18 protein-coding genes and 1 pseudogene are annotated in these 24093 nt (G+C 45.8%); 5 read left to right on the forward strand and 14 right to left on the reverse strand.

The features are described 5' to 3' along the window. Nucleotides 1-77 precede the first annotated feature (77 nt). From QUB10_RS01855 to QUB10_RS01875, 5 genes are all read right to left on the reverse strand, one after another. Complete coding sequence (locus tag QUB10_RS01855) at nucleotides 78-353, reverse strand: DUF1816 domain-containing protein (protein WP_333198946.1); 276 nt, start codon at nucleotides 351-353, stop codon at nucleotides 78-80. Between the two features lie 369 nt (nucleotides 354-722). Further along, on the reverse strand, nucleotides 723-1013 hold the full coding sequence (locus QUB10_RS01860) for a DUF1816 domain-containing protein (protein ID WP_333198949.1): 291 nt from the start codon (nucleotides 1011-1013) through the stop codon (nucleotides 723-725). 235 nt (nucleotides 1014-1248) lie between these two features. Beyond that, nucleotides 1249-2004 (reverse strand): DUF2993 domain-containing protein, encoded by a 756-nt coding sequence (locus QUB10_RS01865; protein WP_333035730.1) that lies wholly within the window; start codon nucleotides 2002-2004, stop codon nucleotides 1249-1251. A 127-nt stretch (nucleotides 2005-2131) separates the two neighbouring features. Next, a complete protein-coding gene (locus tag QUB10_RS01870; RefSeq protein WP_333198951.1) occupies nucleotides 2132-2725 on the reverse strand; it encodes a pentapeptide repeat-containing protein in 594 nt (197 codons plus the stop codon). A gap of 94 nt (nucleotides 2726-2819) precedes the next feature. Next, nucleotides 2820-4232, reverse strand: a complete 1413-nt coding sequence (locus QUB10_RS01875) for an HD domain-containing phosphohydrolase (protein ID WP_333198953.1) — start codon at nucleotides 4230-4232, stop codon at nucleotides 2820-2822. A gap of 426 nt (nucleotides 4233-4658) precedes the next feature. Here QUB10_RS01875 and QUB10_RS01880 point away from each other — a divergent pair, with 426 nt between their 5' ends. Both QUB10_RS01880 and QUB10_RS01885 read left to right on the forward strand, forming a co-directional pair. Then, nucleotides 4659-5396, forward strand: coding sequence for a DUF2993 domain-containing protein (locus tag QUB10_RS01880; protein ID WP_333198955.1), 738 nt, complete (start codon nucleotides 4659-4661; stop codon nucleotides 5394-5396). A 234-nt stretch (nucleotides 5397-5630) separates the two neighbouring features. Next, nucleotides 5631-6215 carry a DUF6658 family protein gene (locus tag QUB10_RS01885; RefSeq protein ID WP_333198957.1) on the forward strand — a complete coding sequence of 195 codons (585 nt, stop codon included), beginning with the start codon at nucleotides 5631-5633 and terminating at the stop codon, nucleotides 6213-6215. 378 nt (nucleotides 6216-6593) lie between these two features. Here QUB10_RS01885 and psb35 read toward each other — a convergent pair whose 3' ends face one another. Then, nucleotides 6594-6788 (reverse strand): photosystem II assembly protein Psb35, encoded by a 195-nt coding sequence (psb35, locus tag QUB10_RS01890; protein ID WP_333198959.1) that lies wholly within the window; start codon nucleotides 6786-6788, stop codon nucleotides 6594-6596. 137 nt (nucleotides 6789-6925) lie between these two features. On the opposite strand from psb35, the gene QUB10_RS01895 reads away from it, so the two are divergent. Then, nucleotides 6926-9940, forward strand: coding sequence for a glycerol-3-phosphate acyltransferase (locus QUB10_RS01895; RefSeq protein ID WP_333198961.1), 3015 nt, complete (start codon nucleotides 6926-6928; stop codon nucleotides 9938-9940). A 130-nt stretch (nucleotides 9941-10070) separates the two neighbouring features. Here the strand turns inward: QUB10_RS01895 and QUB10_RS01900 are convergent, their stop codons facing one another. Further along, nucleotides 10071-11801 carry a phosphatase PAP2 family protein gene (locus QUB10_RS01900; protein ID WP_333198963.1) on the reverse strand — a complete coding sequence of 577 codons (1731 nt, stop codon included), beginning with the start codon at nucleotides 11799-11801 and terminating at the stop codon, nucleotides 10071-10073. A 704-nt stretch (nucleotides 11802-12505) separates the two neighbouring features. Here QUB10_RS01900 and QUB10_RS01905 point away from each other — a divergent pair. Next, a pseudogene (locus QUB10_RS01905) lies at nucleotides 12506-13264 on the forward strand (transposase). Between the two features lie 133 nt (nucleotides 13265-13397). On the opposite strand, the gene QUB10_RS01910 reads toward QUB10_RS01905, so the two are convergent. The 3 genes from QUB10_RS01910 to QUB10_RS01920 form a co-directional block, all read right to left on the reverse strand. Further along, nucleotides 13398-14618 (reverse strand): ABC transporter permease, encoded by a 1221-nt coding sequence (locus QUB10_RS01910; RefSeq protein WP_333198966.1) that lies wholly within the window; start codon nucleotides 14616-14618, stop codon nucleotides 13398-13400. A 137-nt stretch (nucleotides 14619-14755) separates the two neighbouring features. Beyond that, complete coding sequence (locus QUB10_RS01915; RefSeq protein ID WP_333198969.1) at nucleotides 14756-15973, reverse strand: ABC transporter permease; 1218 nt, start codon at nucleotides 15971-15973, stop codon at nucleotides 14756-14758. Nucleotides 15974-16341: 368 nt separating this feature from the next. Continuing rightward, the gene (locus tag QUB10_RS01920) at nucleotides 16342-18210 is read right to left on the reverse strand and encodes an efflux RND transporter periplasmic adaptor subunit (protein ID WP_333198971.1); all 1869 of its coding nucleotides are present in this window, start codon (nucleotides 18208-18210) and stop codon (nucleotides 16342-16344) included. 570 nt (nucleotides 18211-18780) lie between these two features. Between QUB10_RS01920 and QUB10_RS01925 the strand changes: the two genes are divergently transcribed. After that, nucleotides 18781-19191: a hypothetical protein gene (locus QUB10_RS01925; protein ID WP_333198974.1), complete on the forward strand. Its 411-nt coding sequence runs from the start codon at nucleotides 18781-18783 to the stop codon at nucleotides 19189-19191. An 11-nt stretch (nucleotides 19192-19202) separates the two neighbouring features. On the opposite strand, the gene QUB10_RS01930 is transcribed toward QUB10_RS01925, so the two are convergent. From QUB10_RS01930 to QUB10_RS01945, 4 genes are all read right to left on the reverse strand, one after another. Further along, nucleotides 19203-20213, reverse strand: a complete 1011-nt coding sequence (locus QUB10_RS01930) for an ABC transporter permease (RefSeq protein WP_333198977.1) — start codon at nucleotides 20211-20213, stop codon at nucleotides 19203-19205. 237 nt (nucleotides 20214-20450) lie between these two features. Then, nucleotides 20451-22109: an ABC transporter substrate-binding protein gene (locus QUB10_RS01935; RefSeq protein ID WP_333198979.1), complete on the reverse strand. Its 1659-nt coding sequence runs from the start codon at nucleotides 22107-22109 to the stop codon at nucleotides 20451-20453. A gap of 31 nt (nucleotides 22110-22140) precedes the next feature. After that, nucleotides 22141-22515, reverse strand: a complete 375-nt coding sequence (locus tag QUB10_RS01940; RefSeq protein ID WP_333198982.1) for a hypothetical protein — start codon at nucleotides 22513-22515, stop codon at nucleotides 22141-22143. Nucleotides 22516-22942: 427 nt separating this feature from the next. Further along, nucleotides 22943-24093, reverse strand: a 1151-nt coding sequence (locus QUB10_RS01945; protein WP_333198985.1) for an IS1634 family transposase, incomplete at its 5' end; no start/stop codon positions are given.

Here is a 24093-nt window from a genome sequence, read left to right on the forward strand (position 1 = left end):
CAGCGCGATCTCATTTGAAAAAAACCCTGTTAACAACTCAAATTTTATTCGCCCGTAATTTGCACTTTCCCACCTTCTCAAGACTCTTCGCTAGCTCTTAGCTGAGTAGGTTGACTACCTTGTTTGATGTTGATGCTAATTTTTTTAGCTCCTTTGTTCTCCAGGTCTCGGATGTAGTAGTTCGAGTTGTCGGAAGCTTCCTGTCTGCTGTCATAGGGCCCAAAGTAATAGGTACTCTTTGGGGAATCTGTATCCACTTCTACCCACCATTCGTCGCGTCGAGTGCTGCTAGCAGGTTGAGCTAGCACCCAAAAAGCTGTGAAAAACATACCCAACATAGAGATTTCAAACATATTTACCTCGGAGAAGACTTAAGTAGTTTTTACTGTTCTCAATTTATCAACGCAACGAGAGCGATCGGCTCATCCTCAGTGCTGATTCGATCCCGATAAATTTTGGCAGTTAATGGTTCATAAAATCTGCATTTTGGTGGAGAAGATGCCGACTTTTAAGCCACCACTACAAATACAAACTCCGCAAGGTAAGGACTAGGACAAGATGAGGCTTAATATTATTGTTGAGGCTTGAGGTAATTGAAAGCTCAAACAAAACTTAGGCACTCTTGACGCTCAGAAACCGGGTTATTTAACAGATACCCCTCGCGAGAGAGGGAGTATTTTAGTCAAAAAACCCGGTTTCTGGAGTCTGGACTATCAAAATTCTTAAGCCGCGATACCCTCTGAGAATTCACTGTCGCAAATCGTGAGTTCCGAAGGCTGACAGCGTTTGATGCGGATGCTAACTCTTTTGGCTTTCTCGCTTTCTAGGTCTTCGATGTAGCCCGGAATATTGCTGGAGGCTTCTTTGTCGGTGTCGAAGGGGCCAAAATAGTAGGTACAGCGGGGCAAATCTGTGACGATTTCTACCCACCATTTCTCAGGGCTGCGGGGGCTGGAGCCAGCAAACACGGACAATACTGCGACGTAGATACAAAATAAATAAATTCCGAGCATTTTTATTCTTGAGGGTGGTTTAATTTATTATTTAAATCTATCAAAATAATTTGCCCGCTCGAATCAACCTCTGTGCTGATTTTGCCTCGATCGACTTTAGATGCGAGATTTTAGATCTTAGATTTTTCCTCCCATCTAATATCTAAAGCAAAACCCGCCGGTGCGGGTTGTTTGCTAACTGAAAAATGCTCTTTTTCCAAACTAGATGGCTGGGCAAACCTCAGCCTGGTGAGGTTTAGCGCTTGCCTTTGGGAAACTGTTCGATACCAGCCCAACCGTAGAAAACCAGCTCGTCGTTCTGAACTCGGCAGCGGTCTACTCGCAGTTGAGTGCCTTCTAAGGCAAATTTGTCTAAGTCTAGCAAGTTATTTACGTGGGCAATTATAGCTTGACCCAAGTCTACTGCTTGCTCGTCACCGCCGTAAGTAACGCTGACAAATTGGATTTTGCGTCTGTCTTCAACTTGCAATTGAGCAGTAATATCTATTTTGACCGGTTCGCTGGCATCGCCTACGGTAATTTCGGACTGAAGCCGAATTGATTTGTCGGTTCCGAAGCTGACTTCAGTGTTTTGAAAGTGCAGAGATTGCTCTTGGTACTTCAGCTTCTGGAGTTTTTCAACTACAAAAGGTGTATTGAATGAGGTGGTTAAATCCGATCGACTTAAGACTACTCGCATATTTGCCTGGGTAGGCTGCCGTAATTTCACTTGACCTGCAAAAATCGCCCCAAAATCAATGGAGAGTGCTTGCAGATAGAGTTCCATCACTTCTATGCGAAGGCCGTTGTACATCAACATACCTTTGCCAACGAAGTCGAAACCGTCGATGCTTCCCTGCAAGAGTTTGGCTACTGGTTCGACTCGGATGTTGGCCTCGGCCTTTTCAGAACGCTTGAATAAGGCTGCGATCGCAGCTCCTGCTACTTTACTAACAAGGCGATCGCCACTTTGACCTTGAAAGGATGTACCGCTAAACAAAGCTGCTACCATTTATTCGTTTGCTCATCTACAGTCGCCATTATAACCTCATATTAAGAAATGTAAAAATCGCTTGTGCTTATTCACCTCATAAGCAGATCTTGTTTTTTGTCTGTGTTCAAAACAACATTGTTGAAATTTAAGGGCTCAGGGGGGTACCTTGGAGACAGGCGCGATCGAGCAAAGCTCCATCCCAAAGGGTTTTTTCCATCATGGCGCAAAGCAAATTAGCCCCCGTCAGGTTAGCGCCGCGCAGTACGGCTCCATTCAGGATCGCTTCTTCCAAGTCAGCTCCTGACAAATCAGCGCCGGACAAATTAGCATGGCTCAAATCGGCACCAAGCAAAATTGCCCTAGCCAAAGCAGCGCCCCGCAAATCGGCACCGCGCAAATCGACACCGCTCAAATCCAAATTGCCGATGGATGCCCCCGTCAAAAAAGCACCCCCAAAACTTGCGTCGCGGACTAAAGCGTTAGCGAAGGAAGCTCCCCGCAAATCGGCATTCCGAAAATCTGCCCCTCGCAGGTTAGCGCCGCTCAAGTCAGCGCCGCGGAGGTTGGCTCGCAATACGGCCCGCTGCAAGTTAGCGCCGGCGAGATTAGCTCCACTCAAGTTGGCTTGAGACAAGTTAGCACCGGCGAGATCGGCTCCGGCTAAGTCTTTGCCGGCTAAATCAGTGCCGGCCAACATCAAAATTTTGCCTTGGCGTATGGCTTCGAGGTCATTAGTCATTAGTCAGTTGTCAGTTGTTGGTTGTCAGTTGTTGGTTAACAGTCAACAGTCAACAGTCAACAGTCAACAGTCAACAGTCAACAGTCGAGTTATTTTATAATGCCGGAGCGGTCGCGGTCGTTCGATCGCCCAAATCCTCCAACCACACGTTAGGCAGTTGGCTAGGGCGAGTTGGTAACTCCATCAAACCCATTTCTGCCAGCCTGACGACGTTGCCCAGAGTTTCCACCAAAGCCGGATCGAAGCGCGTGCCCGACAGTTCCCGGCACTCTTCCAAAGCTTCGCTCAAACTCAAAGCGGGACGATCGCCACGCGGTTGAGTCAGTTCTTGAAAATAAGCGACCAACCCCAAAATCCGCGAAGTCATCGGTATCGCTTCGGCTCGCAAACCCTCTGGCCTGCCGCTGCCGTCCCAATATTCGAGTTTATGCTTGACAATTTCCGCTACGGGTGCTAGTTCCGGCATTGCTTGCAGCAGTTGGGAACCAATGAAACTGCGATCGCGCCAAAACGAGAAAGTTGCTTCGTCAAAAGCATCGGGAGTGCGATCGAACACCTCATTCGGGGCAGAAACTAAGCCGACTCGAAATAGCAATCCAGCCAGCCGCAGCCTCCGCAACTGCAAAGCCGGCAAATCCAGCAGTTGACCCAAAGTTTCCGACAAAGCCGCCACCTGCAATGACGCTGTGGGGTTTGCGGTATCGCGTTCGTCTACGCGCTGGGCCATGCGTAGAAAAGCTTGAAGTTTGTTAGCGTTCAAATTCCGGCTGACGCGCAAAGCTTGACCTTCCAATTCCCACAACTCGCGGGTTTGGCGGTTAATTGCTACCATTTGCTGCTGAGAACTTTGCAGGTAAGTGACTATCCGCGATACCACGCCACTAATGTCGGCCAAGGGCGGGCCAATGGTTGCCAGGATTTCGTGGTGCATTTCCAGCAAAGTGTCGGCCAGGGGAGAATTGTAATGTCGCGTCTGTTCTATAAAAATTTCTGCAGCCGCCGACACCAAAGACTGGTCAAACGACCACAAACCGTAGAACTTTCGTTCTGTATCTACTTCAGGCTTGCCTTCTGGCAAGTATTCCTGGGCTGAAAGTTCGCGGCAAAGCACCATTGCTTTGTATGTCGGGGCGAGGATGATTAAATTCCATTCTTCGATTATGGGGTCATTCTCATCGAGATTTATTAAAGATACATTTTCTAATTGCCCGGTTTTGTGGGTAGCAAAACCGCTGTCGGCTACTGCACCTATGACAACGCGCCGAGAGGCATTAGCAATATCTAGGTAGCGATCGGCTTCCTGTAAATACCATTTTCCCTGCTGAAACGTTACCAAAACTAAGGGTTGGAGTTCGTTCTTGTCCCCGCCACTGGTTTGCAAAATGTGGTCTTCTAGGGCGTGACATAGGGCTACTAGGGTGTTTTTGAAGTATACCCCGTAGCTAGAAGGCAGTTTTCCGTCGGGAAGTGTAGCTTGTAGTCTAGCGAGAGTTGATTCTGGATTCATTGCAAATGGCGGTGCCGGCTCTTAACTTAATTGTACCGGGCGATCGAACTTCTCGAAAAGACTTTTGGCAAAAATCCAAGTTTTTGATTTTTCACCGCTTCGCCACCGAGTCAATCGATTTTAGATTTTAGATTTTAGATTAAAGAATTGAAGCATTGACTTGCGCGAGATCAATACGTTCGGCAAGTTTCATCGGATACAGGTTTTTTATTTCTGGACGGATGAATCACGTGGCGGGTATCCTGGATGCTTGATTGTCAATGTAGAGTGCGCCGAAGAGTACCTGATTAATTTTAGCAATTTGCTGGAAACCCTCTGTCTTTGGCTAAGTTTTTTTCAGACGAGAAACCTGCCGAGAGGAAGACGCATACTTTATTAAGTATTAACTACTATTTTTAAACAATAATATTATTAGGAATTCTGAGCGTGCTTCAACAAAATAGAAGTTTAGGGGAACAGGCGATCGACAAAGTGGCAGAGATTGCTATTGCTAGCAAATTAGACGAATCAGAAACTTTGTCTGTCACAGTCAACACCGATCCGATCCAGCTAGCCCAGGGTTCAGTAGAGGCGGTTGCCGTTGAGGGCACAGGGTTGGTAATGCAACAAGATTTGCGCGTGGAAGATTTGCAAATTCACATAAAGGATATTGCTGTCAATCCCCTCACCGCTATGTTTGGCAAAATTGAACTGAACGGGCCTGCCTTCGGTGCGGCGCGCGCTGTTTTAACAGAAAGCGATATCAACCGCGCTTTTAATTCCGAATACATCAGCAGGAAACTGAAAAACTTAAAAGTTACTGTTGACGGACAACAGCAGACAATAGACGTTAAAACTATTGAGTGCCAATTGCTAGCCGGAAAAATCGCTTTAAATGCTGAGGTATTGGTGCAGGAAACTGCCTCAACTGAAAAAATTTATTTTACATCAAAACCTCAGATCGCAGCGGGCGGTTGGGCAATTTCTCTTCAGGATGTCGAGTATCCCGAAAACAAGGAATTTTCGCCGGACTTAACTGAAGCTTTGGCGGACAAAGCTGGTGAAGTTTTAAACTTGCGAAATTTTGAACTTGAGGGAATGTCCCTGCGAATTCAGCAGCTAAATGTGGAAGCTGGTTTGCTGACTTTGCAAGCTGAAGCGAAAGTCGAAAAATTCCCTAATTAAGAGCTTGTAGGGTGTGTCAGAAACAAAAAATCTCTTCAATTCCAGCAACTATTGGAACTGGCGCACCCTACCATTATGCTTTGCTTGGGCAAAATCTCCGCAGTTTATGAAATCCCTCTAAAGTTATAAAAAAGTCGATAGCAACCCGCAGCAAAATATCACCGCCGTTAGAGGCACGCATGGGGAGTTTACTTTTACTCTTGACAAGTAGTAGTAAAAAATCGGGAAATTTTTGTGAACACTGTAACTGCTTTTTTTAAAAGACTGCGTATCGGTCAATTTTTGACTCAATTTTTGACTGTATTTATGGCAGGTGTGCTGCTGTTTACCAGCACCGCTTGTAATCCCGGCGATGTTCGAGGTGCTCGGCCAGAGAATCCTCCCGTTCAAATGGGAGGAATGAATAACCCTCACAAGGCCGGTGGAGATGGATACACGAATTATCAAATGTCTACTGACCCTAAAGTCAATCAATCGCCTGCTAAAGCAGAAAAGAATCGGGCTGATTTGTCGATTGTAGGCGATCGTCTCCTGGCCTCGACTACCGCTGAATCTAATTCCTCAAAGCTGCTTTATCCGGGTTCTGCACCGATGGAAACTGACAAGTTCGACCTCGAACTCGGCGGAGATAAAACTCTGTTAGAAGCGCCAGACGGACAGCCGGCTAAGGCTCAACCCGTATTCGATCGCAGCGATCCCGATGCCAATATTTTAGAGAGAGTAGGCGCCGCTGTTAAGGATGCTTCTGCTTTCCTGAAAGATAGCGCTGAAGATGCCAAGGAAAGCTCGGTGACGAAACTCAATCCGCTGCAAAAATAAGCTAGCAGAACTTGCGCGGTATCGCCGATTTGTAGGGGCTTTTTCAGAATTGCCCCTACACTATATTCACAAGACTTAGGCAGAAATTCTATATCTGTCTTGAACGGAGAATCTCTAGGTGCGCTGGACGCACCTTACGCTATATATATCGTCTAAAACTACTTTTTAGCCTTAGTCCTGTATATGTAGGGTGCTTAGGGGCGCACCTTATTGTAGATTTTAGATTGGGGATTTGAGATTTATAGGACTTGCGCCAAAAATGGAAAGGTGAACCCTTGAAATTGCCGCGCTCTGGCTAGCAATGACAACTGGTAATGACCGAGTTTTCTCATTAATAATGCACAAGTCCTGCTTTTATTCCTCTAAAGAAACTTTGTTTTATTTACGTTTCGAGTCAGAAACATCAGCAATCAAATCGTCTTTATCAACTTTCGGTACAAAATCAGGGCGTTCTTTGGATTCCCAACCGGGGGGACGCTTGGAGTTGTACCAGGCGATCGAGCCGATCGTAACTGCGGCAATAAAGCCAGCGACAAGAACTGCTATTGGGGTCGTCAAGCTGACATCTGTCATGATAGTTAAATCCTTATCTACTCTACTTTTATATTATCTTAAGTGTTAATGCCGTCTGGTTGATATATCGGAAGACAGAAAAATTGACATAATTGCCGTCATAATGTTTAGAGCGTGAAAATAGGAGAGCAGATTTTATGCCGTTGGGGACAATAGCATGGCTGTTGGCTGCTAGTTTCAGTCTGGGTGCTTTACCGCTAACGGGATGGGCGGTGCGAGTGTTTAGCCGCCGAGATTTGAGGGCGCTGGGCACGGGGAATGTGGGTGTGTCTGCTGCTTTCATTCACGGGGGGAAACTAGCGGGAATTGCTGCGGTGTTGGCGGAAATTGCCAGGGGTATTTTGCCGGTTTTGGCGGGGCGATTTTACTTCCCGGATGCACCTGCGATCGCGATCGCCCTGTTAATTCCTCTAGTTGCAGGCAGATATGCGATCGCCCGAGGTGGAGGCGTGACCAACGCTGTTTGGGGTCTTTTGGTATTTTCGCCGCCGGTGGCTGTTTCATCGGGCATTTGGGGGCTGCTGGTGTGGGGTTTGGCACAGCGGTGGTGGGGTGAGGGCGATCGGGCGAGACTCTTTGCTTCCCGTTGCGGGTGTCTGTGCACGCCAATTTGGGTTTGGGTGTGGCGACAATCAATGCCCGAATTTTTAGCAGCAGCAGGATTAGCTTTGTTGTTAGCAGCAATTAATTTCAGTCAAGGTGATGATATGGCTTTATCTAAATCAGATCAATTGTTTTCTCTTGATGACTCGTTAGATGCTGCAATCTGCGGCGATAAAGCTGCTAAATTGTCTCAACTCAAACGAGCCGGGTTTAATGTACCCTCTGGTTGGATATTATCACAAGAAGCGGGCATCGGGCATCGAGGAAATAGTGAGGAATTGTCAATTCCTAATTCTTTAATCGAAAATCTAAAATCCAAAATCCAAAATCGAATGATTGTGCGTTCTTCTGCTGCGGGAGAAGATGGCGATACGAGTTCGGCCGCCGGACAATATCAAACTATTGGCCCTGTTTTCACTGAAGCAGAATTACTCGACGGCATTAATCGCTGCCGCCAGTCTTATTGGACTTCCGAAGCTGTGGCTTATCGCCGACAGCGACAATTGCCCGACACCCAAATGGCTGTATTAATTCAGCCTTATATTGACAGCGAATTGGCGGGAGTCATGTTCAGCCGCAATCCTTTAGATGGTGGTTCCCAGGTAATTATAGAAGCTTTACCGGGAGGAGCAGAATCTGTTGTCGGCGGCCAATGTACTCCGGTTCATTTAGAAATTGATTTTAGTAAACCTGAATCCTTAGAAAAAAAATTAACTGAACTTCAAAGTAATTCAATTATTGCTCAATCGATTTTAGCAGAATTGGTGAAACAAGCCCAAGCGATTGAAGCATTTTTTCACGGAATTCCGCAGGATATTGAGTGGAGTTGGGACGGGGAAAAAGTTTGGATTTTGCAAAGCCGCCCAATTACTAATTTGCAGCCTTTTTGGACGCGTACTATTGCAGCGGAAGTGATTCCCGGTGCAATTCGTCCGCTAACTTGGTCGATTAATCGGCCGCTGACTTGCGGCGTTTGGGGAGAAATATTCAAGGTGGTTTTGGGCGATCGCGCGATCGGCTTAAACTTTAATGAAACGGCAACTTTGCTCGGTTCTCACGCCTATTTTAATGCGACTTTGTTGGGCGAAATTTTTCGGATGATGGGATTGCCGGAGCAGGGTTTGGAATTTTTGCTCAGAGGGCAAAAAATGGGCAAGCCGCCTTTGGGGAAGATTTTGCCTTCTTTGCCTGGGTTGTGGCGTCTGGTGCAGCGAGAGAGGGCGCTCAATGCAGAATTTAAGGGCGATCGTAGTTCTATTTTCCTCCCGGCACTGCAAAGTCTGGAGAAGGCCGGCACGACACGGATTTTGACACGGATACACGGATTAATTATGGAGGATGAGTCAAAAGGAATATTAATGCCCAATGCCCAATGCCCAATGCCCAATGCCCAATGCCCAATGCCCAATGCCCAATGCCCAATGCCCAATTATCAATATTTAACGGAATTGTTGGAGAGAGCGGAGCAAATTCAGGAGTGGCTGAAACCGATTACTTACTACAATATATTAGGGCCGATCGGGCTGGCTATTCGCAAGGCAATTTTTCGCGTTGATGATGACTGGCTTGCTAATGACAGCGCTCCTGAAATTGCTTCGGTGCGAGCTTTACAGCAGTTGGCTCAGAAATTGCGGCAAGCTGCTGTTTCCCAGCCTGACGAAACTGGTTCAGTCGCAGATTTAGCACAGACATTTGCGGCAACTCCGGCTTTACAAGCCGACTTTGAAAAGTGGCTTGATATTTACGGATATTTGAGCGAGGTGGGGACGGATATTGCTGTTCCTACTTGGCGAGAACAACCGGAAGTTTATCAAAAGTTGCTAATAAATATGGCTCAAAAAGGCGCAACAAATTTAGTTGAAAAGCGTGAAAGAGGATTGACTTTTTCGCAGAAGTGGCGATTAGATAAATGTCAAGAAAGAGCGCTTGTCAAAAACGAAATTAGCGAAATTTACGCGCGGTTGTTGGCTCATTTACGGTGGACTTTTTTGGAGATTGAAGCTTGCGGATTGGCAATGCAGGTGTTTCACGAAAGCGGGGATATTTTTTATCTGGAATTTGGGGAAATTCAGCAGTGGATTCGTAGCGGCGCGAGTGTTTCTTTTCAGGATACAATTAGCCAAAGGCGCGATCGCCTGGTAGCCGATCGCGATCGTCCGATTCCCCCTGTTGTCTACGGCAATTTGCTGCCAAATTCTCAGACAAGGGCGATCGACTCCGCAACATCGGAAACTAATATCATCCAGGGAATTCCCGCAAGTATTGGCCGTGTCGAAGGCTTTGTCAAGATTTGCCGCACCGCGAGCACGGATTTAGGAGAAAATGCGATCGCAGTAGTCCCATACACCGATGCAGGTTGGGCACCGCTGCTATTAGGAGCAACAGCAATTATCGCCGAAGTTGGCGGCCAACTATCTCACGGAGCAATTATCGCTCGCGAGTACAAAATTCCCGCAGTTATGAATATTTCTGAAGCTACAACTCGCTTGCGAGACGGTCAAAAAGTCCGAGTAGATGGCTATCTCGGCACTGTGGAATTGCTGGAATAATTAGGAACAGGCAAGATGCCTGTTCCACAATAAAATTGAGTTTTGTGGAACGGGCATCTTGCCCGTTCCTAAAAAGATTATTGAAAATGGTGCAACATCTCAGCAATCTTGTAAACCCGCCCCAACTTTCCTAGGCTGTTAAGAAATTCTGGACAACATAATTCCCCACATTTCTACCCACACTTAAACCATTTACGTTAGCACTCATGAAATGAATGCCTCCGTAAATGCGACTCAGGCCCGATTCGTCGGCCGCTTCGCTGAAGTTTTGATAGGTTCGCAAAGTGTTGACAGATGGATCACCCCGATCAGCAAAGCCGTAATCCGAACCAAATACAGAACTCATAACAGGATCTGCCGCACCGCTAAAGGTACTGTGGCCCGACGTGTACTCAGGGAACGGTGGAGTAGTTAGCAGCGGAGTCCACAGGGGGTCGGCTGTCGTTTCGGGATTGTTGTCTGTGTCAGCTTGGCGGATAGCTGTCACCGGCCGCCATAAATTGTACTGGTACTTGGCATCCCAGCAACTAATAGCTGCATCGGCGAGAGCAATATTCAGCAGGGCGAACAAGCGGGCGCTATCTTCTAAGGATTGACCAGTGAGATTCGCTGTTTCTTCGGCGATTTGGTTCCAGTGACCCGGAGGGGTAAACGTCCCAGCGCCGTTGGCCCAGAATTTGGCGATCACAGTTTGGTCTGCGGTGCGCGTAAGACTGTCACTTTTGCCGATTTCTTGGACGTAGTTAACTTCCTCTGCGTACTGCGCGCTGTCAAGGGCGGGCGGGGCGACCGGGCGGAACTGAGAACCGCTAGTCATGGCAAAGGGAGTAACTTCTGCCCACTGTGGTGCCAGCGCGGGGGCAAGGGCGGGGGGAGTCGGCACCCAACTGCCAAGGTTGGTTGAGGGGGTGTACTGCACTACTTTTGTGATGCCGTCTGTACTCCGCGAACTGATAATTTGGTCAGCAACTTGCTGTCCGAGGGCAATCCCGTCTTCTTTAGCTTTGCCATCGGTAATTTTAGCTAAAGACGATGCGTATACTTCGTTGAATGTGGCTGCTTGCGCTGGGTAGACGCTGACTAAGACGCGATGGGCGGCTGCGGCGGTGGCAGCTTCTGCTGATGTGCCTGCTGGTGCATCTATGTTGACCTGGTAAGGGCTGTATTTTTTGCTGATCGAGTTAACAGCATCGTAAATGGCTGCGTGAACCATTGCCATGTTGCGGGAGGCGAGGGGAGGCGCGGTGTTGGCTGTCCGCACTGCATTCAGCATGACTCCGTTCCACTCAATGACAGGGTTTCCCGATAGCTGATTTGTGAATTGGTCGCGGTTGATTGTGTTGCTGTTGACTCCTTGCAATACTACTAAATACTCGCCCGTTAGTTTGTCTTGAATTACGGTGCTGTTGCTGTTGACTCCGGTGCCTTGCTGGATGTTTAAATCTTCAAAGGTGAGGCCATCTAGCAATCGAATTTTGTCATTGCCGTTGCCGAAGTCGGCGATGTAGTCGGCTGTTGCTACAGTTGGGCCACCGCTGCCTTTAGCAATGGCAAATATATCATCGCCTGTGCCGCCGCTCACGGTATCGCTACCTGCGCCTGCATAGATGATATCGTTGCCGGCATCGCCACCAATTAGGTCGCTGCCTTTGCCTCCCCAGAGAATGTCGTCGTCTGCACCGCCAATGATAGTATCGTTACCTTGGTCGCCGCAGATTTTGTCTTTGCCGACATCGCCTTCGAGATAGTCGTCTCCGCTGTTGGCATAAATTATGTCGTTGCCATCCAAAGCGTTAAATATGTCTGGTTGGGTGGTTCCTTCGAGATAGTCAAATTGAGGACTATGGGTCAGGGATGCCATGTTGATTTATTGGATATTTTGATTAAAGCGCATAGATTCCTACTGTCAGTAGATGCTTAAGTCTGTTTACCCCAGATTTAATATTATTAAACTTTGTTGTTCGTAAGCAAACGCCACAATAAAGGTTTATTAAATCTTTAACATTTAATGGGTTTTTGATGAACTTTTGCGCTGTAAATGTAATTCAAAATACTATTTACAAAAGTTCATCAAACAGCCTTGGTAACAAGTTAGAAAGTAGTAGATTCTGTCAATACTCCTTTGTGCATAAATATAATTGGATAATGATAATTCAACAAAAGGAGTAGATTCTGTCAATACCCCTTTGTGCATAAATATAATTGGATAATAATGATCATCAAACAAGGGGTAAGGGTGGGAGAGTCCGCCTGTGGCAGACTCTCCCACGCAAGGGCGCGATTATCATTATTAATAAGTTGTTGGCTCGATTGGCGTGGCACTGCGATCGATAACAGTGGCGGGCGATCGATAACAGTGGCGGGCGATCGATAACAGTGGCGGGCGATCGATCCCGGGTTGCACCACAAGTGTACTTTCGAGCGTCGGGGCGAGGACGATCGATTGCGAGAGTTGGTACGATCGAACGATATAATTGACAAATAATTGAGCGATTGTGTAGGTCAGTAAATATGGCTAAGAGTCAAAAGACCAACCGATCCCACGCCAAAAAAACCACAAGACCGATGGTGGAAGATGATGCGATTGCCTCGCAACTATCGGCATTACTAACACCAGCCATCACCTCACAAGAAAATTACTACCGTCAACCGGGTTTACGAGCCAGAATTCTTAACCTACCCTTGATGGTAGCAGCAGTATTAACTTTGCTGTGGCGAGAGGTAGCCGGAGTAACAGAACTCACAAGAATGTTAGCAAGATAAGGCTTTTTGTGGTGCCGACCCACGACAGTTACTCAACAAGCCATGTCGATAGAGATTTTTAAGTTTTCCTGCCTCCTTAAGCGTACTTGAACCTCAAGTTTTACCACCCTACGTTGTGGCAGATTTATATCGCAGGCGCTGGAGGATTGAAGAAGCTTTCAATACCGTAAAAAGGCTGTTGGGATTAAGTTATTTGTGGACGGGTTCTCTCAATGGCGTTCAGCTTCAAATTTGGGGAACTTGGATATTTTATGCAATCTTGGTCGATTTAGGTAATGCCGTTGCTGACCAACTCTCTTTACCAATAGATTCGATTTCATTAGAGATGATTTACCGGGGTCTTTACCATTTTTATGTAGCCCGCCAACAAGGAAAGGCAACTGACCCGATGGAGTATTTCGCCTTGAAGAGAAAATCGGGATTTAGGTATTGTTAAATCTCAACGAAAGCCCAATGTTAAGTTAATTGTTGCACATGAGCCCCGATCGACAGCGAGGCTCCGATCGATATTTCTTTGAGATATCTTCTCAAACCCCCTTGACAACTGCCATACAGGCTTAACTTGTTACCAATGCTCAAACAGTGCAACTTTGTTAAATCTTTACAAAAAAATACTTTTTTAAAATTTTTATATAACCCATATTCCGATATCATAAAATGAGCGTATTTTGTAACCAAGGTAAGTAGATATTTATTAAGCACTCCTCAAAGCTGCGATCGGGTCGAGTTTTGCCGCTTGGCGGGCGGGGACAACGCCGAAGAATAGGCCAACTGCACCGGATACACTGACCGCAAGGGCGATCGCCACGGGTGATATTCCAGCTTGCAAGGGCGTGAAATTACCTACAATCAAGATACCACCCACACCTACGCAAGTACCGACTATCCCTCCGGCGGCTGATAAAATTACAGCTTCGACAATAAATTGAAATAAGATATCTTGTTGAGATGCGCCGATCGCCTTTCTGAGCCCAATTTCCTGAGTGCGTTCGCTAACAGACACAAGCATAATGTTCATAATCCCAATGCCACCGACTAATAGGGAAATGCTGGCAACAGCAGTTAACATCAGAGTCAAAGCGCCGGAAATTGCCCCCATTCTTGCCATTAAATCTTTCTGATTTCTGACAGTAAAATCATCTTCGGTAGTAATTTTGTGCCGCAATCTCAGCAGGTTTTCTACCTGAAATTGCGCCGCGTCCATTTGCGATTCATCTTTAATCGAAATAAATATCGATGTGACAGCCAAACCGTAGGGAGATGTGCGCCCGACAATGCGATTGGCCATTGTGGCGATCGGCACAGCGGCGGAATTATCAAAATTCGTACCAAAAGATGTGCCTTTGGGCGCCAATACTCCAATTACTTTGAGGCTGACATTTTTAATCCGCACCTGTTCGCCCAAGGGATTTGTATTGCCAAAAAGTTTCTCGGCCAATTCTGAACCGAGCACCACAACTTGGTTACTTTGCTTAACATCAAGTTCGGTCAAAAACCGCCCTTTTGCCATTTCAAAGCTTCTAACTTCTAGAAACTCTGGAATTGTGCCGAAAATTAGAGACGAAACATTTTTGTTGCTGTAGCGAACAATCTCTGAACTGTTAAGTTCTGCTGACACGCCTTGAACGGAAGGGACTTGAGTTGCGATCGCCTTTGCGTCTGGCAATACGAGAGTTTGAGGCGCACTTGAGATGGTACTTCGCCTAGCGTTCGGTACTCCAGGCCTCACGATTAATACGTTTGTACCCAGGGATTGAACTTGTCCTGCTACAAATTTTTGAGCTCCTTCTCCAATTCCAATCATGGCAATTACTGAGGCGTTGCCGACAATCATGCCGATCATGGTTAAACTGCTGCGAGTTTTGTTGGCTAGTAGCGTTTGACCGGCCATTTTGACGCTTTCAATAAAATTCATACTTTGGGGAATTGGGAATTGGGAATTGAGAATTGGGCATCGGGCATCGGGCATTGGTAATTGAAACCAACAAATAACCAATGACTAATGACTAATGACTAATGACTAATGACTAATGACTAATGACTAATGACTTCTTAAGCACTTCTCAATGCCACAATCGGATCTAGTTTAGCCGCTTGTTTTGCAGGTACAATGCCGAAGAATAAGCCGATGCTGCCGGAAACACCTACTGCAAGTGCGATCGCCACTGGGGAAACGCTAGCTTGCAGGGGAGTAAAAGCAGCTACTAAAAGGACGCCGCCGATACCGAATCCAGTGCCGATCGCCCCGCCTGCCGCTGACAAAATCACAGACTCTATCATAAACTGAATCAGGATATCTTGCTGAGAAGCTCCGATCGCCTTTCTCAATCCAATTTCTTTGGTACGTTCGGTAACAGAAACCAGCATGATATTCATAATCCCGATGCCGCCGACAAACAGCGAGATTGCCGCCACGAAAGCCAACATCAACGTCAAAGCACCAGTAATACTGCCCAAAGTATTCATTAAATCTTTCTGGTTGCGAACAGTAAAATCATCTTCTTTAGTAATTTTATGACGCAACCTGAGCAAATTTTCTATTTGAAACTGGGCCGCTTGCATCATAGTTTCATCTTTGATAGCAACCGAAATAAATGTAACTTTTGTACCGTAGGGAGACGAGCGACCAACAATTCTGTTAGCCATTGTTGTCAGCGGCAAATAAACATTCATATCTTGATTGTCGCCAAAACTTGAGCCTTTCGCCTGCATGACACCAATCACTTGAAAAGTCGAGTTTTTGATGCGAATGTATTGACCAATTGGCTGTGTATTGCCAAACAATTGTTCGGCAGCTTCCGATCCTAAAGCAACCACATTTTCTTGTCTTTCTAAATCTAATTTGTTTAAAAATCGACCTTGGGCAACATCAAAGCTTCTGACTGTCAGAAACTCTGGCGTAGTTCCAACAATAGAAGATGAGACATTTTTGTTGCGGTAGGTAACGAGTTGACTGTCATTGAGAGTTGGTGCGACTTCTTGGACAGAAGCAACTTGAGATGCGATCGCCTCTGCATCTTCCACTACTAAAGTCTGGGGCGGAATCACCGGGCGGCTTTGTGCTTCAGGACTTCCGGGAATAATAAATAGCAAGTTTGAACCCAGAGAATTAACTTGTCCCTCGATAAATGTTTGAGCTCCTTCCCCGATACCGATCATCGAAATGACAGAAGCATTGCCGATGATAATTCCTAACATCGTCAAGGTGCTGCGAAGCTTGTTTGCCATCAAAGTTGTGACAGCCATTTTGACGCTTTCAACAATATCCATAATTCGATTTTAGATTTTGGATTTTAGATTTTCGATTAGGGAATGAGGATTATTCGATTTTAGATTTTAGATTTTAGATTTGGGATTGGATTATTCGATTTTAGATTTTAGATTTTAGATTTGGGATTTGGGATTTGGGATTGGGATTATTGGTGTCAACTTAATATTTAAACCCATAATAAACTCGCTTGTAGCCGAGTCTATATCCCCCTAAATCCCCCTTATTAAGAGGGACTTCGACTGCTCTTGTCCCCCCCTTGTTAAGGGGGGTTAGGGGGGATCTCCGGGTGGGAAAACACCGTAGAGCGATCGAGATAAATAATGCCCCATGCCCCATGCCCCATGCCCCATGCCCCATGCCCTATGACCTATTTCTGATTCTTGATAATATCCTCTAATTTTTTACCTTGAGGAAGTTCGGTAAAAACGCGATCGCCCGCTGCGGCACCCTCTAAAATCTGAATCTTGTTGCCAATAGTCGAGCCCACCGTAACAGGCTTAAACTTCGGCTGCTGTTTCTCATCGGGAACTAGGACACCCGTTTGACCTTTATTAGTCACAATTGCCACCGTCGGCACAACTAAAGCATTGCTCAGCTTTTGACCAACAAATCTCAAATCAACATTCATTCCCGATTGCAGCGACTCTTTGCCCGTATCAATGGCAACTCGCACTTGAAATAGCGTCACATCCCGTTCCTTAACAGCTTCCGGTGCAATTAATTTAACGCGACCTTTAAACACTTTATCGGGATAAGCATCAGCCACTATTTCAACTACTTGACCCGGTTTAATTTGACTGATATCAGCCTCCGGGACTTTCGCCAAAACCTCCACATCTCTAGCTAAAGCGACAATCGATGTCGAAGTTGCCGAAGTAGCTTCCGAGGCAGAAGTTGCGGGAGTTACAAAAGCTCCTTGGATGGCGTATCTTTGGGTAATAATTCCCGCAAAAGGAGCGCGAACTTTCGTATCTTCTAACTGCACTTCTTGAAAGCGGACTTGAGCTTGAGCTTCGGCTAATTCAGCTTTAGCTTGAGCTATTTCTTCCGGTCGAGAACCGTTTTCTTGTGCGGCCAATTGACTTTTGGCTTCAGCAACTGCTGCTTCGGCTTTGGCGATTTCTTCTGGACGGTTGCCGTTTTCTACTTGCGCTAATTTGCTTTTTGCTTCAGCAACTTCTGCTTCGGATTGGGCAATTTCTTCCGAGCGCGTGCCGTTTTGCAATTGGTTCAATGCTTGCTGCTCGACTTGCACAGCAGCTTGCAGTTGCTGAATTTGCGACTCCCGACTTTCTTGCAGTTGTTGCAAGCGTCTTTGAGATTCTATTAATTTAGCTTGGGCAGTACGATTTTCTTTAATTAATTCATCCAGTTTATCTTTAGCCAGAGCACCTTCTTCCACTAGCGGCCGATTGCGTTCTACCCGTTGAGCTGTTAGTTCGGCTTGGGCTTTACTCGAGTCAATTTGCGTTTGTGCTTGGGCAATTTCTTGTTTGACACTGCCGGTTTGAGCATCTGCTAAACGAGCTTGAGCTTGGGCTAAACGAGCTCGCCCTTGGCTGACTTCTTCAACGCGACTGCCGGCTCGCAGTCGCTGTAAGCCAGCTTGAGTTTGCTGCAAGCGGGCTCTGGCTCCTGCAACTTCTTCAACGCGGCTACCGGCTTGGACTTGCGCGAGACTGGCCTCGGCTTGCTCTAAGCGCGCTCGGGCGCTGGCGATGTCTTCCGATCGATTCCCGGCTTCGATTTTGGCGAGTTTGGCTCGCACGCTGGCTTCGCGGGCCTTGGCTTGAGCTAGTTGAGCTTCTACATCGCGGCTTTCCATGCGGGCCACGATTTGTCCTGCTTCGACTCGATCGCCTTGTTCGACAAATAATTCTGCTATGCGCCCGGAGCCTTTAGGGCTGAGATTCACGCGCTGTACGGGCTGCACGGTGCCACTCGACGTGATCCGCACCGTGAGGTTTTGCGCTTCCACCGGCACTGTCATAGTTGCGATCGCATCTACTTTCGGCTGCGATCGACTTTTTGCTATATATATGGTGGTCGGTACAGCTAGCAACCCGGCTGCAACCAACCCAATCGCCCACCGCTGCGGTTTGCGCGCGGGTTTCTTCGGAGACTGCTTTTGGGGCGTTTTGTTATCTGCAATTTTGGTCTCTGCGGCCTTGGTGTCTACAGTCTGAGTATCTTCCACCTTGACCTGAGCAGTTTCCTTTTTAGGGCTAACGATCATACCGACTCACCTAATTTAATCTCAGGATTACCTTAAAGGTAAAATTTTTGCTGATGCTTGGCATCGTCTTTCAGACTCATCCGATCGGGTGATTTATAAAAAGTTCCCCAACCAGCACCTGTAAACAATTATAGCTAATCTTTGCAAGTTATTAAAAAATGTTAAGTTTTTTCAGCCAAAAGAGGTGGATCTAAACAAAATCGCTCCCGGCTGCTGGCAAATAAAAATATATTTTAATAAATAATATCATTTTTGGGAGATCGGGGCGTGCTCCTCAGCAGCAACAAAGGCCGATCGGGCAGCGGGCGATCGACTACAGTAGGTCATTGCGGACTCGTGTTAGCGATCGCAGCGGGATCGGCCAGTGCTAAGCTCGTAACGACACAATCTTAAGACGCTGACTCTCATAAACCCGGGTTCTGCGAGAAATAACAGGTTTGTCCGCGAAGAATCCGCGCAGAAACTCGGTTTCCCAGGTAGCGGTACGTAAATCGTGAATACATATCCGCCCTGTGCCCACAACAGGTTAAAATATTTTTCAAATCCCCTTAAAAATGGAAAATCAAAATAATGAATCGTCCTCAAAGCGTAACAGTTTTGGCAATCTTGCAGCTAATTAGCGGCGTATTCAGTCTGCTTGACGGCTTGTTCATCTTACTTTTTGCCGGCATTTTTGGCGGTCTCGGTGCGGCTGTCGGCGGGGCAAAAGTTGGCACTGTAATTGGCGGCTTCATTGCAATTTTTGCTGGAATTAGTTTTATTTTAGGCCTCCTCTCTTTACTCTTAACTTGGGGTTTGTTTCAACTCAAAAATTGGGCTTGGACGGGAACGTTAATTGTCCATATCATCGCCATCCTGGCGCAAATTGTCAAAATGTTTGGCAGCGGCGGTACAGCAGTCAATTTTTTAACTCTGGGTTTTGCAGTAGCTAGCATTTACTACTTGCTGCGGCCGGATGTTAAACAAGCATTTCGTGTCTGATTTCCTTTTGATTAACGGTACTGAATTCTCGGATCGAAAAAAGCATAGGAAATATCAACCGCCAGATTAATCAGTACAAAAGTTACAGCCACAAAAATTACTCCTCCTTGGACAATTGGGTAATCCCGCGTCAGAATACCGCTATAAATCCAAGAACCAATTCCCGGCCACGAGAAAATCGTTTCAGTCAGAATAGCGCCCCCTAAAAGAGTGCCGAACTGCAAACCGATAGTTGTGACGATCGGCAAAAACGCATTTTTTAAAGCGTGTTTCAAAATCACCCAATATTCCGGCAATCCCTTCGCCCTCGCAGTGCGGATGTAATCTTGAGAAAGCACTTCCAGCATCGCAGAACGAGTGATGCGAGCTATAATAGCCAGAGGAATAGTTCCTAAAGTCAAAGCTGGCAGGATTAAATGGGCGATCGCATCCCGCAAAGCCACCACATCCCATCTCAGCAACGAATCCAAAACATAAATACCCGTAATCGACTTAAAACCAAACCCCAAATCTACACTAATGCGCCCGCTAGGAGGCAGCCATTTCAGATAAACCGCAAACAAATAAATCAACATCAATCCCAACCAATACACCGGCAAAGATACGCCAATTAACGAACCACTCATCGCAAGATTGTCCAGCCAGCTATTTTTCCGAACAGCCGCCAAAATCCCGGCCGGAATTCCGATAACAAGTGCCACCAACATCGCCACCACAGACAGTTCAAAAGTAGCAGGCCAGCGACTTATAATTTCATCAATTATCGGAATACCGCTAATAATACTATTTCCCAAATCCAAGCGCAGCAAACTCCATAAAAACGCCAAATATTGCAAAGGTAAAGGCTGATTCAGACCTAATTTGGATCTCAAGATTTCTACCTGTTCGGGAGTTCCCCGTTCTCCCAAAAGCACTGTAGCTGGGTCTCCTGGTATCAAATGCAAAAATATAAATACTAGCAGAGTGATTCCGAACAGGACTGGCAATAGTCCCAGCAAACGTTTAATAATGTAATTAATCATTTTTTTAATAGAGATTCGCTCTGCTCGGATTTGGCTGCATTTTCACATATCGTTATATGGTTGGTAGGGCCTGGTTTTACGAAAAATATTTGTAGTAACGAAGGATATGGATAAACCCGCCTTTTATTAGGGAACCGCGAAGAGAAGAGGGCGGGTTTATGAATCTACTAAATTATTTCATATATTTCTCGTAAAACCCGCCCCTACACCAATATATGCAGGTAAAACCCGCCGTTTTCAAGACTTACTAACATCCTCAAAAGACTCCGATCCCAAAGGACTCGGAATCCAACCTTGAATATTCTTGCGTTTCCCTAAAAGCGGCTGCGAATGTACGATCGGCAAACGCACAGCTTCCCCATGCAAAATCTCGCTAACTTCCGCATAAATTTTCGCCCTAGCTGCTTTATCGCCACTCGCCCTCCCCCGATCCAAAAGTTCCAGAACTTTCGGATTTTTCCAATTTCCCAAATCCGCCGTCGAACCCGGCCCGAAGTGAGGATAATAAAAATTGTCTGGATCGCCATAATCGCCCGTCCAACCCAACATAAAAGCTTGAAAGCCGGGAGGTTTAAGCCGATCGGCTAAATAAGCAGACCAATCCTTTGTCAGCAATTTTACCCGAATCCCGATCGCGCTCAAATCCGCCGCCAAAGCCTCAGCAATCGGCTTCGGCGTGGGAAAATAGGGACGACTGACGGGCATATACCACAAATCCAAATCAAAACCGTTCGGATAACCGGCTTTCGCGAGCATTGCTTTAGCTTGCTGCGGGTTAAATTCATAATCTTTAACTTGATCGGACGCCGCCCAATTCAGCGCAGGCGGGAGAAATTGCGAATCATGTTTTCCGAGTTCTCCCCAGAAAGCTTGAACTATTGCTGGCTTGTTAATTGTTTGGGCGATCGCCCGCCTGACTTCTGGTTTTGACAAAGGTTCGTAACTCGGATTTAAGGCTAAATAACCGACATTAAAAGAAGGTCGCACAACAGCTTCTAAATTAGGATCTCCCTGAACTTCTTGCAATTGATCCGGCGTTAAATCCACAGTAAAATCAAGTTGTCCTGCTCGCAACTGAGCCAGTCTCGCCGCCGGATCATCAACAAAACGAATTACCAATTGATTGACTTTTGGCGTGCCAGTTTTCCAATAATTCGGATTTTTCTCCAAAACAATGCGATCGCCCGATCGCCATTCCTGAAACACAAAAGGCCCCGTACCCACCGCCAGCGACCCCGGAGTGCCGTATTTAGAACCCGCTTTTTTCACCGCCGCCGGACTCGCCATCCCGAAATAAGCGGAACCTATCGCCGAGGGAAAAGCAGCAAAAGGTCGATTCAAAACAAATTTAATTGTAGACTTATCAACAACCGCCACATCTTTTACTAAAGAATCTTTTTCTCCCTTAAACCCGCCAAAAAGATTTTTCCAAATCGGATAATTCTTGCCCGCTTCTCGAAAACCGTTAGGATTTTTCGCATCCCACCAGCGATCCACATTAAACTTAACAGCTGCCGCGTCAAAATCCGTACCGTCGTGAAACTTTACCCCGGAACGCAACTTAAAAGTCCAAGTTTTACCATCTTTAGAACTTGACCATTCAGTAGCCAGACTCGGTTCAAGTTCCACAGTTCCCGGTTTGAAATCAGTCAAGCGATTGTAAATCTGGTCGATAACAATCACCGAATTGCCATCAGTAATATTTCCCGGTTCCAGATTGATCGGCGGCCCACCAGCACCGTAAACTAAAGCCCCAGCCGGAACCGCAGCAGGAGTTGGCGGAGTTGGAGAATTATTGCTAACCGTGTTTGAGGGAGTGCCGCAATTTGATAAAATTACAGCCATCCCAAAAACTATACTTAATAAAACTAAACGCCAGGGTTTTAACAATCTCATTTCAATATTTCCCGTTTCAAGTAAATTAAACTCATATCAATAAATTTCTACTTTGCTCTTTCTCTCCCCTCTTTGGTCTCTGCGTTCGGGAGCATCTCATATTTGTAAAAACACTTCTTCTGGCTCCTTCCTTCTTCCTTCTTCCTTCTGACTCTTTTCTCCTGGCTCCTGACTCCTGACTCCTAACTCGAATTTCTAGCGGAGGGCGGCTTTCATTGAGATGCTCTCTCTGCGTTCTCTGCGGTTCATTTAGTAAATTCTCTATTAACAACCCATCTAAATTAACAAACCAAATAGAGCAGCCTGATGATATCATGCTGGAGGTAAAAATATCAAGCCACACCTTTACATGAGGCGACGCAACCAGCATGAAAGCTAAAATTTCCGGCCCAGCTAGATGGGTCATTCGATTTTAGATTGTAGATTTGAGATTTACTCCCTGAATCTAGGGGGAGCATAAACATTCCTTTCCTCACCCAAAATATTTTTGAATATCTGCATATAACAACCCGATTCGGGATTCAAACCCACATTCCGCACCCCCAACTGGCACATACGCGGATTGAGGAAGTAAAAGTGAATCATCGGAGATAATAATGAGTAAAAACACCCAAAAATTTGTGCAACTATCGCATCATCCAGTTAGGAATCCCTAAAAATTGACGTGAGGGCATGAATTAAATCTTCTTAACCCATAAAACGTCAAAAATCAGATCATTAACAACTATTAATTCCCAGCATATATCGCCCGCATTATGACAATTGTACATCATTGCTGAATCAACAATTATTTAAATGTGAGTTAGTTTTCTCAATCAATATTCAACTTCATTTCACAACAAGAAATAATAAGACCGACAGGTGACTGGAAACAAATTTAATATAGCCAACCGTTCAGATGTCAAATTAGAAACTTGCTGAATTCCTTGAACAAAAACGGCATGAATCGATTGAAAACTTTGGAATATCCAGCGCAAAGTAGGTCGATTAGTTCCTTTGCCCAATTGATTTTTTACGGTTTTATTAGTGAGTTGCAAGTTTTGCCGGAGTAACCTTTGACCTAAAGTATAAACCAACAAACACAAACCCATTATCAAAGTTAAAGCCTCGATTCTTTCCGGCGACTTGAGGAATACGCTATCCGTAAAAAATAGGGGGTCTTTCAGGAATCCAAAGCCTCTCTCTGCCGACTGCTGTTCCTTATATTTTACAATCATTTCATCAGGACTTAATTGCTCTGCATCCAGCACATTAGTAGCTAAGATAAATCTGCCACTAGCTTGGGTTATTCGGGCTACCACATTAGCATCTAGTTCTAGTTTTGCTTGAACTTTAAATATCAATATAGAGCTAGATTTTTCGTGAGAAGTAGTCAAATTAGTAGCTGATTTGGCTGTCGCTTCTCTGCTGGTAATTTGGGTTAAATTATGATATTTTAGTTGTTTGGATAAACGATTAGCTGCTGAATAGGCATCCGCTGAACAAGCGAATTCAATATTTGATAACTCTCGCAATTTCTTCTGGGATTCAACTTCAGCTTTTTTGAGGTTTTTTGCTAATTTACGTTGGTCAGCATCACGACGCAAACTGCTCTCTACTACTAACCATCTTTGTGTAATTCCACCATAATTACTTTTGTGTTCCGACCAACTATATCCCGTCACAGAAGAGCCGTGAAATTCTGATTCATTTAATTGAGATACCAGTTGCTGTGCTTGTTTCAGACTGAGTGGTACACGAGTTAACCATCTTAAATTGGTTAACATTTCTAAATTGGGAGCGGTATATAATGCACTGTCAGCTACCATTAAACTGTCGAGATTTAATTGTTTTTTAAAGTCTTGACAAATTGAGGCGAATATGGAATTATCTGATTCGTTTCCTGAAGCTACTCGTAAAAATAGTGGTACATCTCCATCTCCACTACAAATTAGGTCTAAAATGAACTGTTTTAAGTCGGGGCGATGGTCGCGAGAGTAGCCGT

The sequence above is a fragment of the Microcoleus sp. B5-D4 genome (assembly GCF_036705145.1).
Lineage (GTDB): Bacteria > Cyanobacteriota > Cyanobacteriia > Cyanobacteriales > Microcoleaceae > Microcoleus.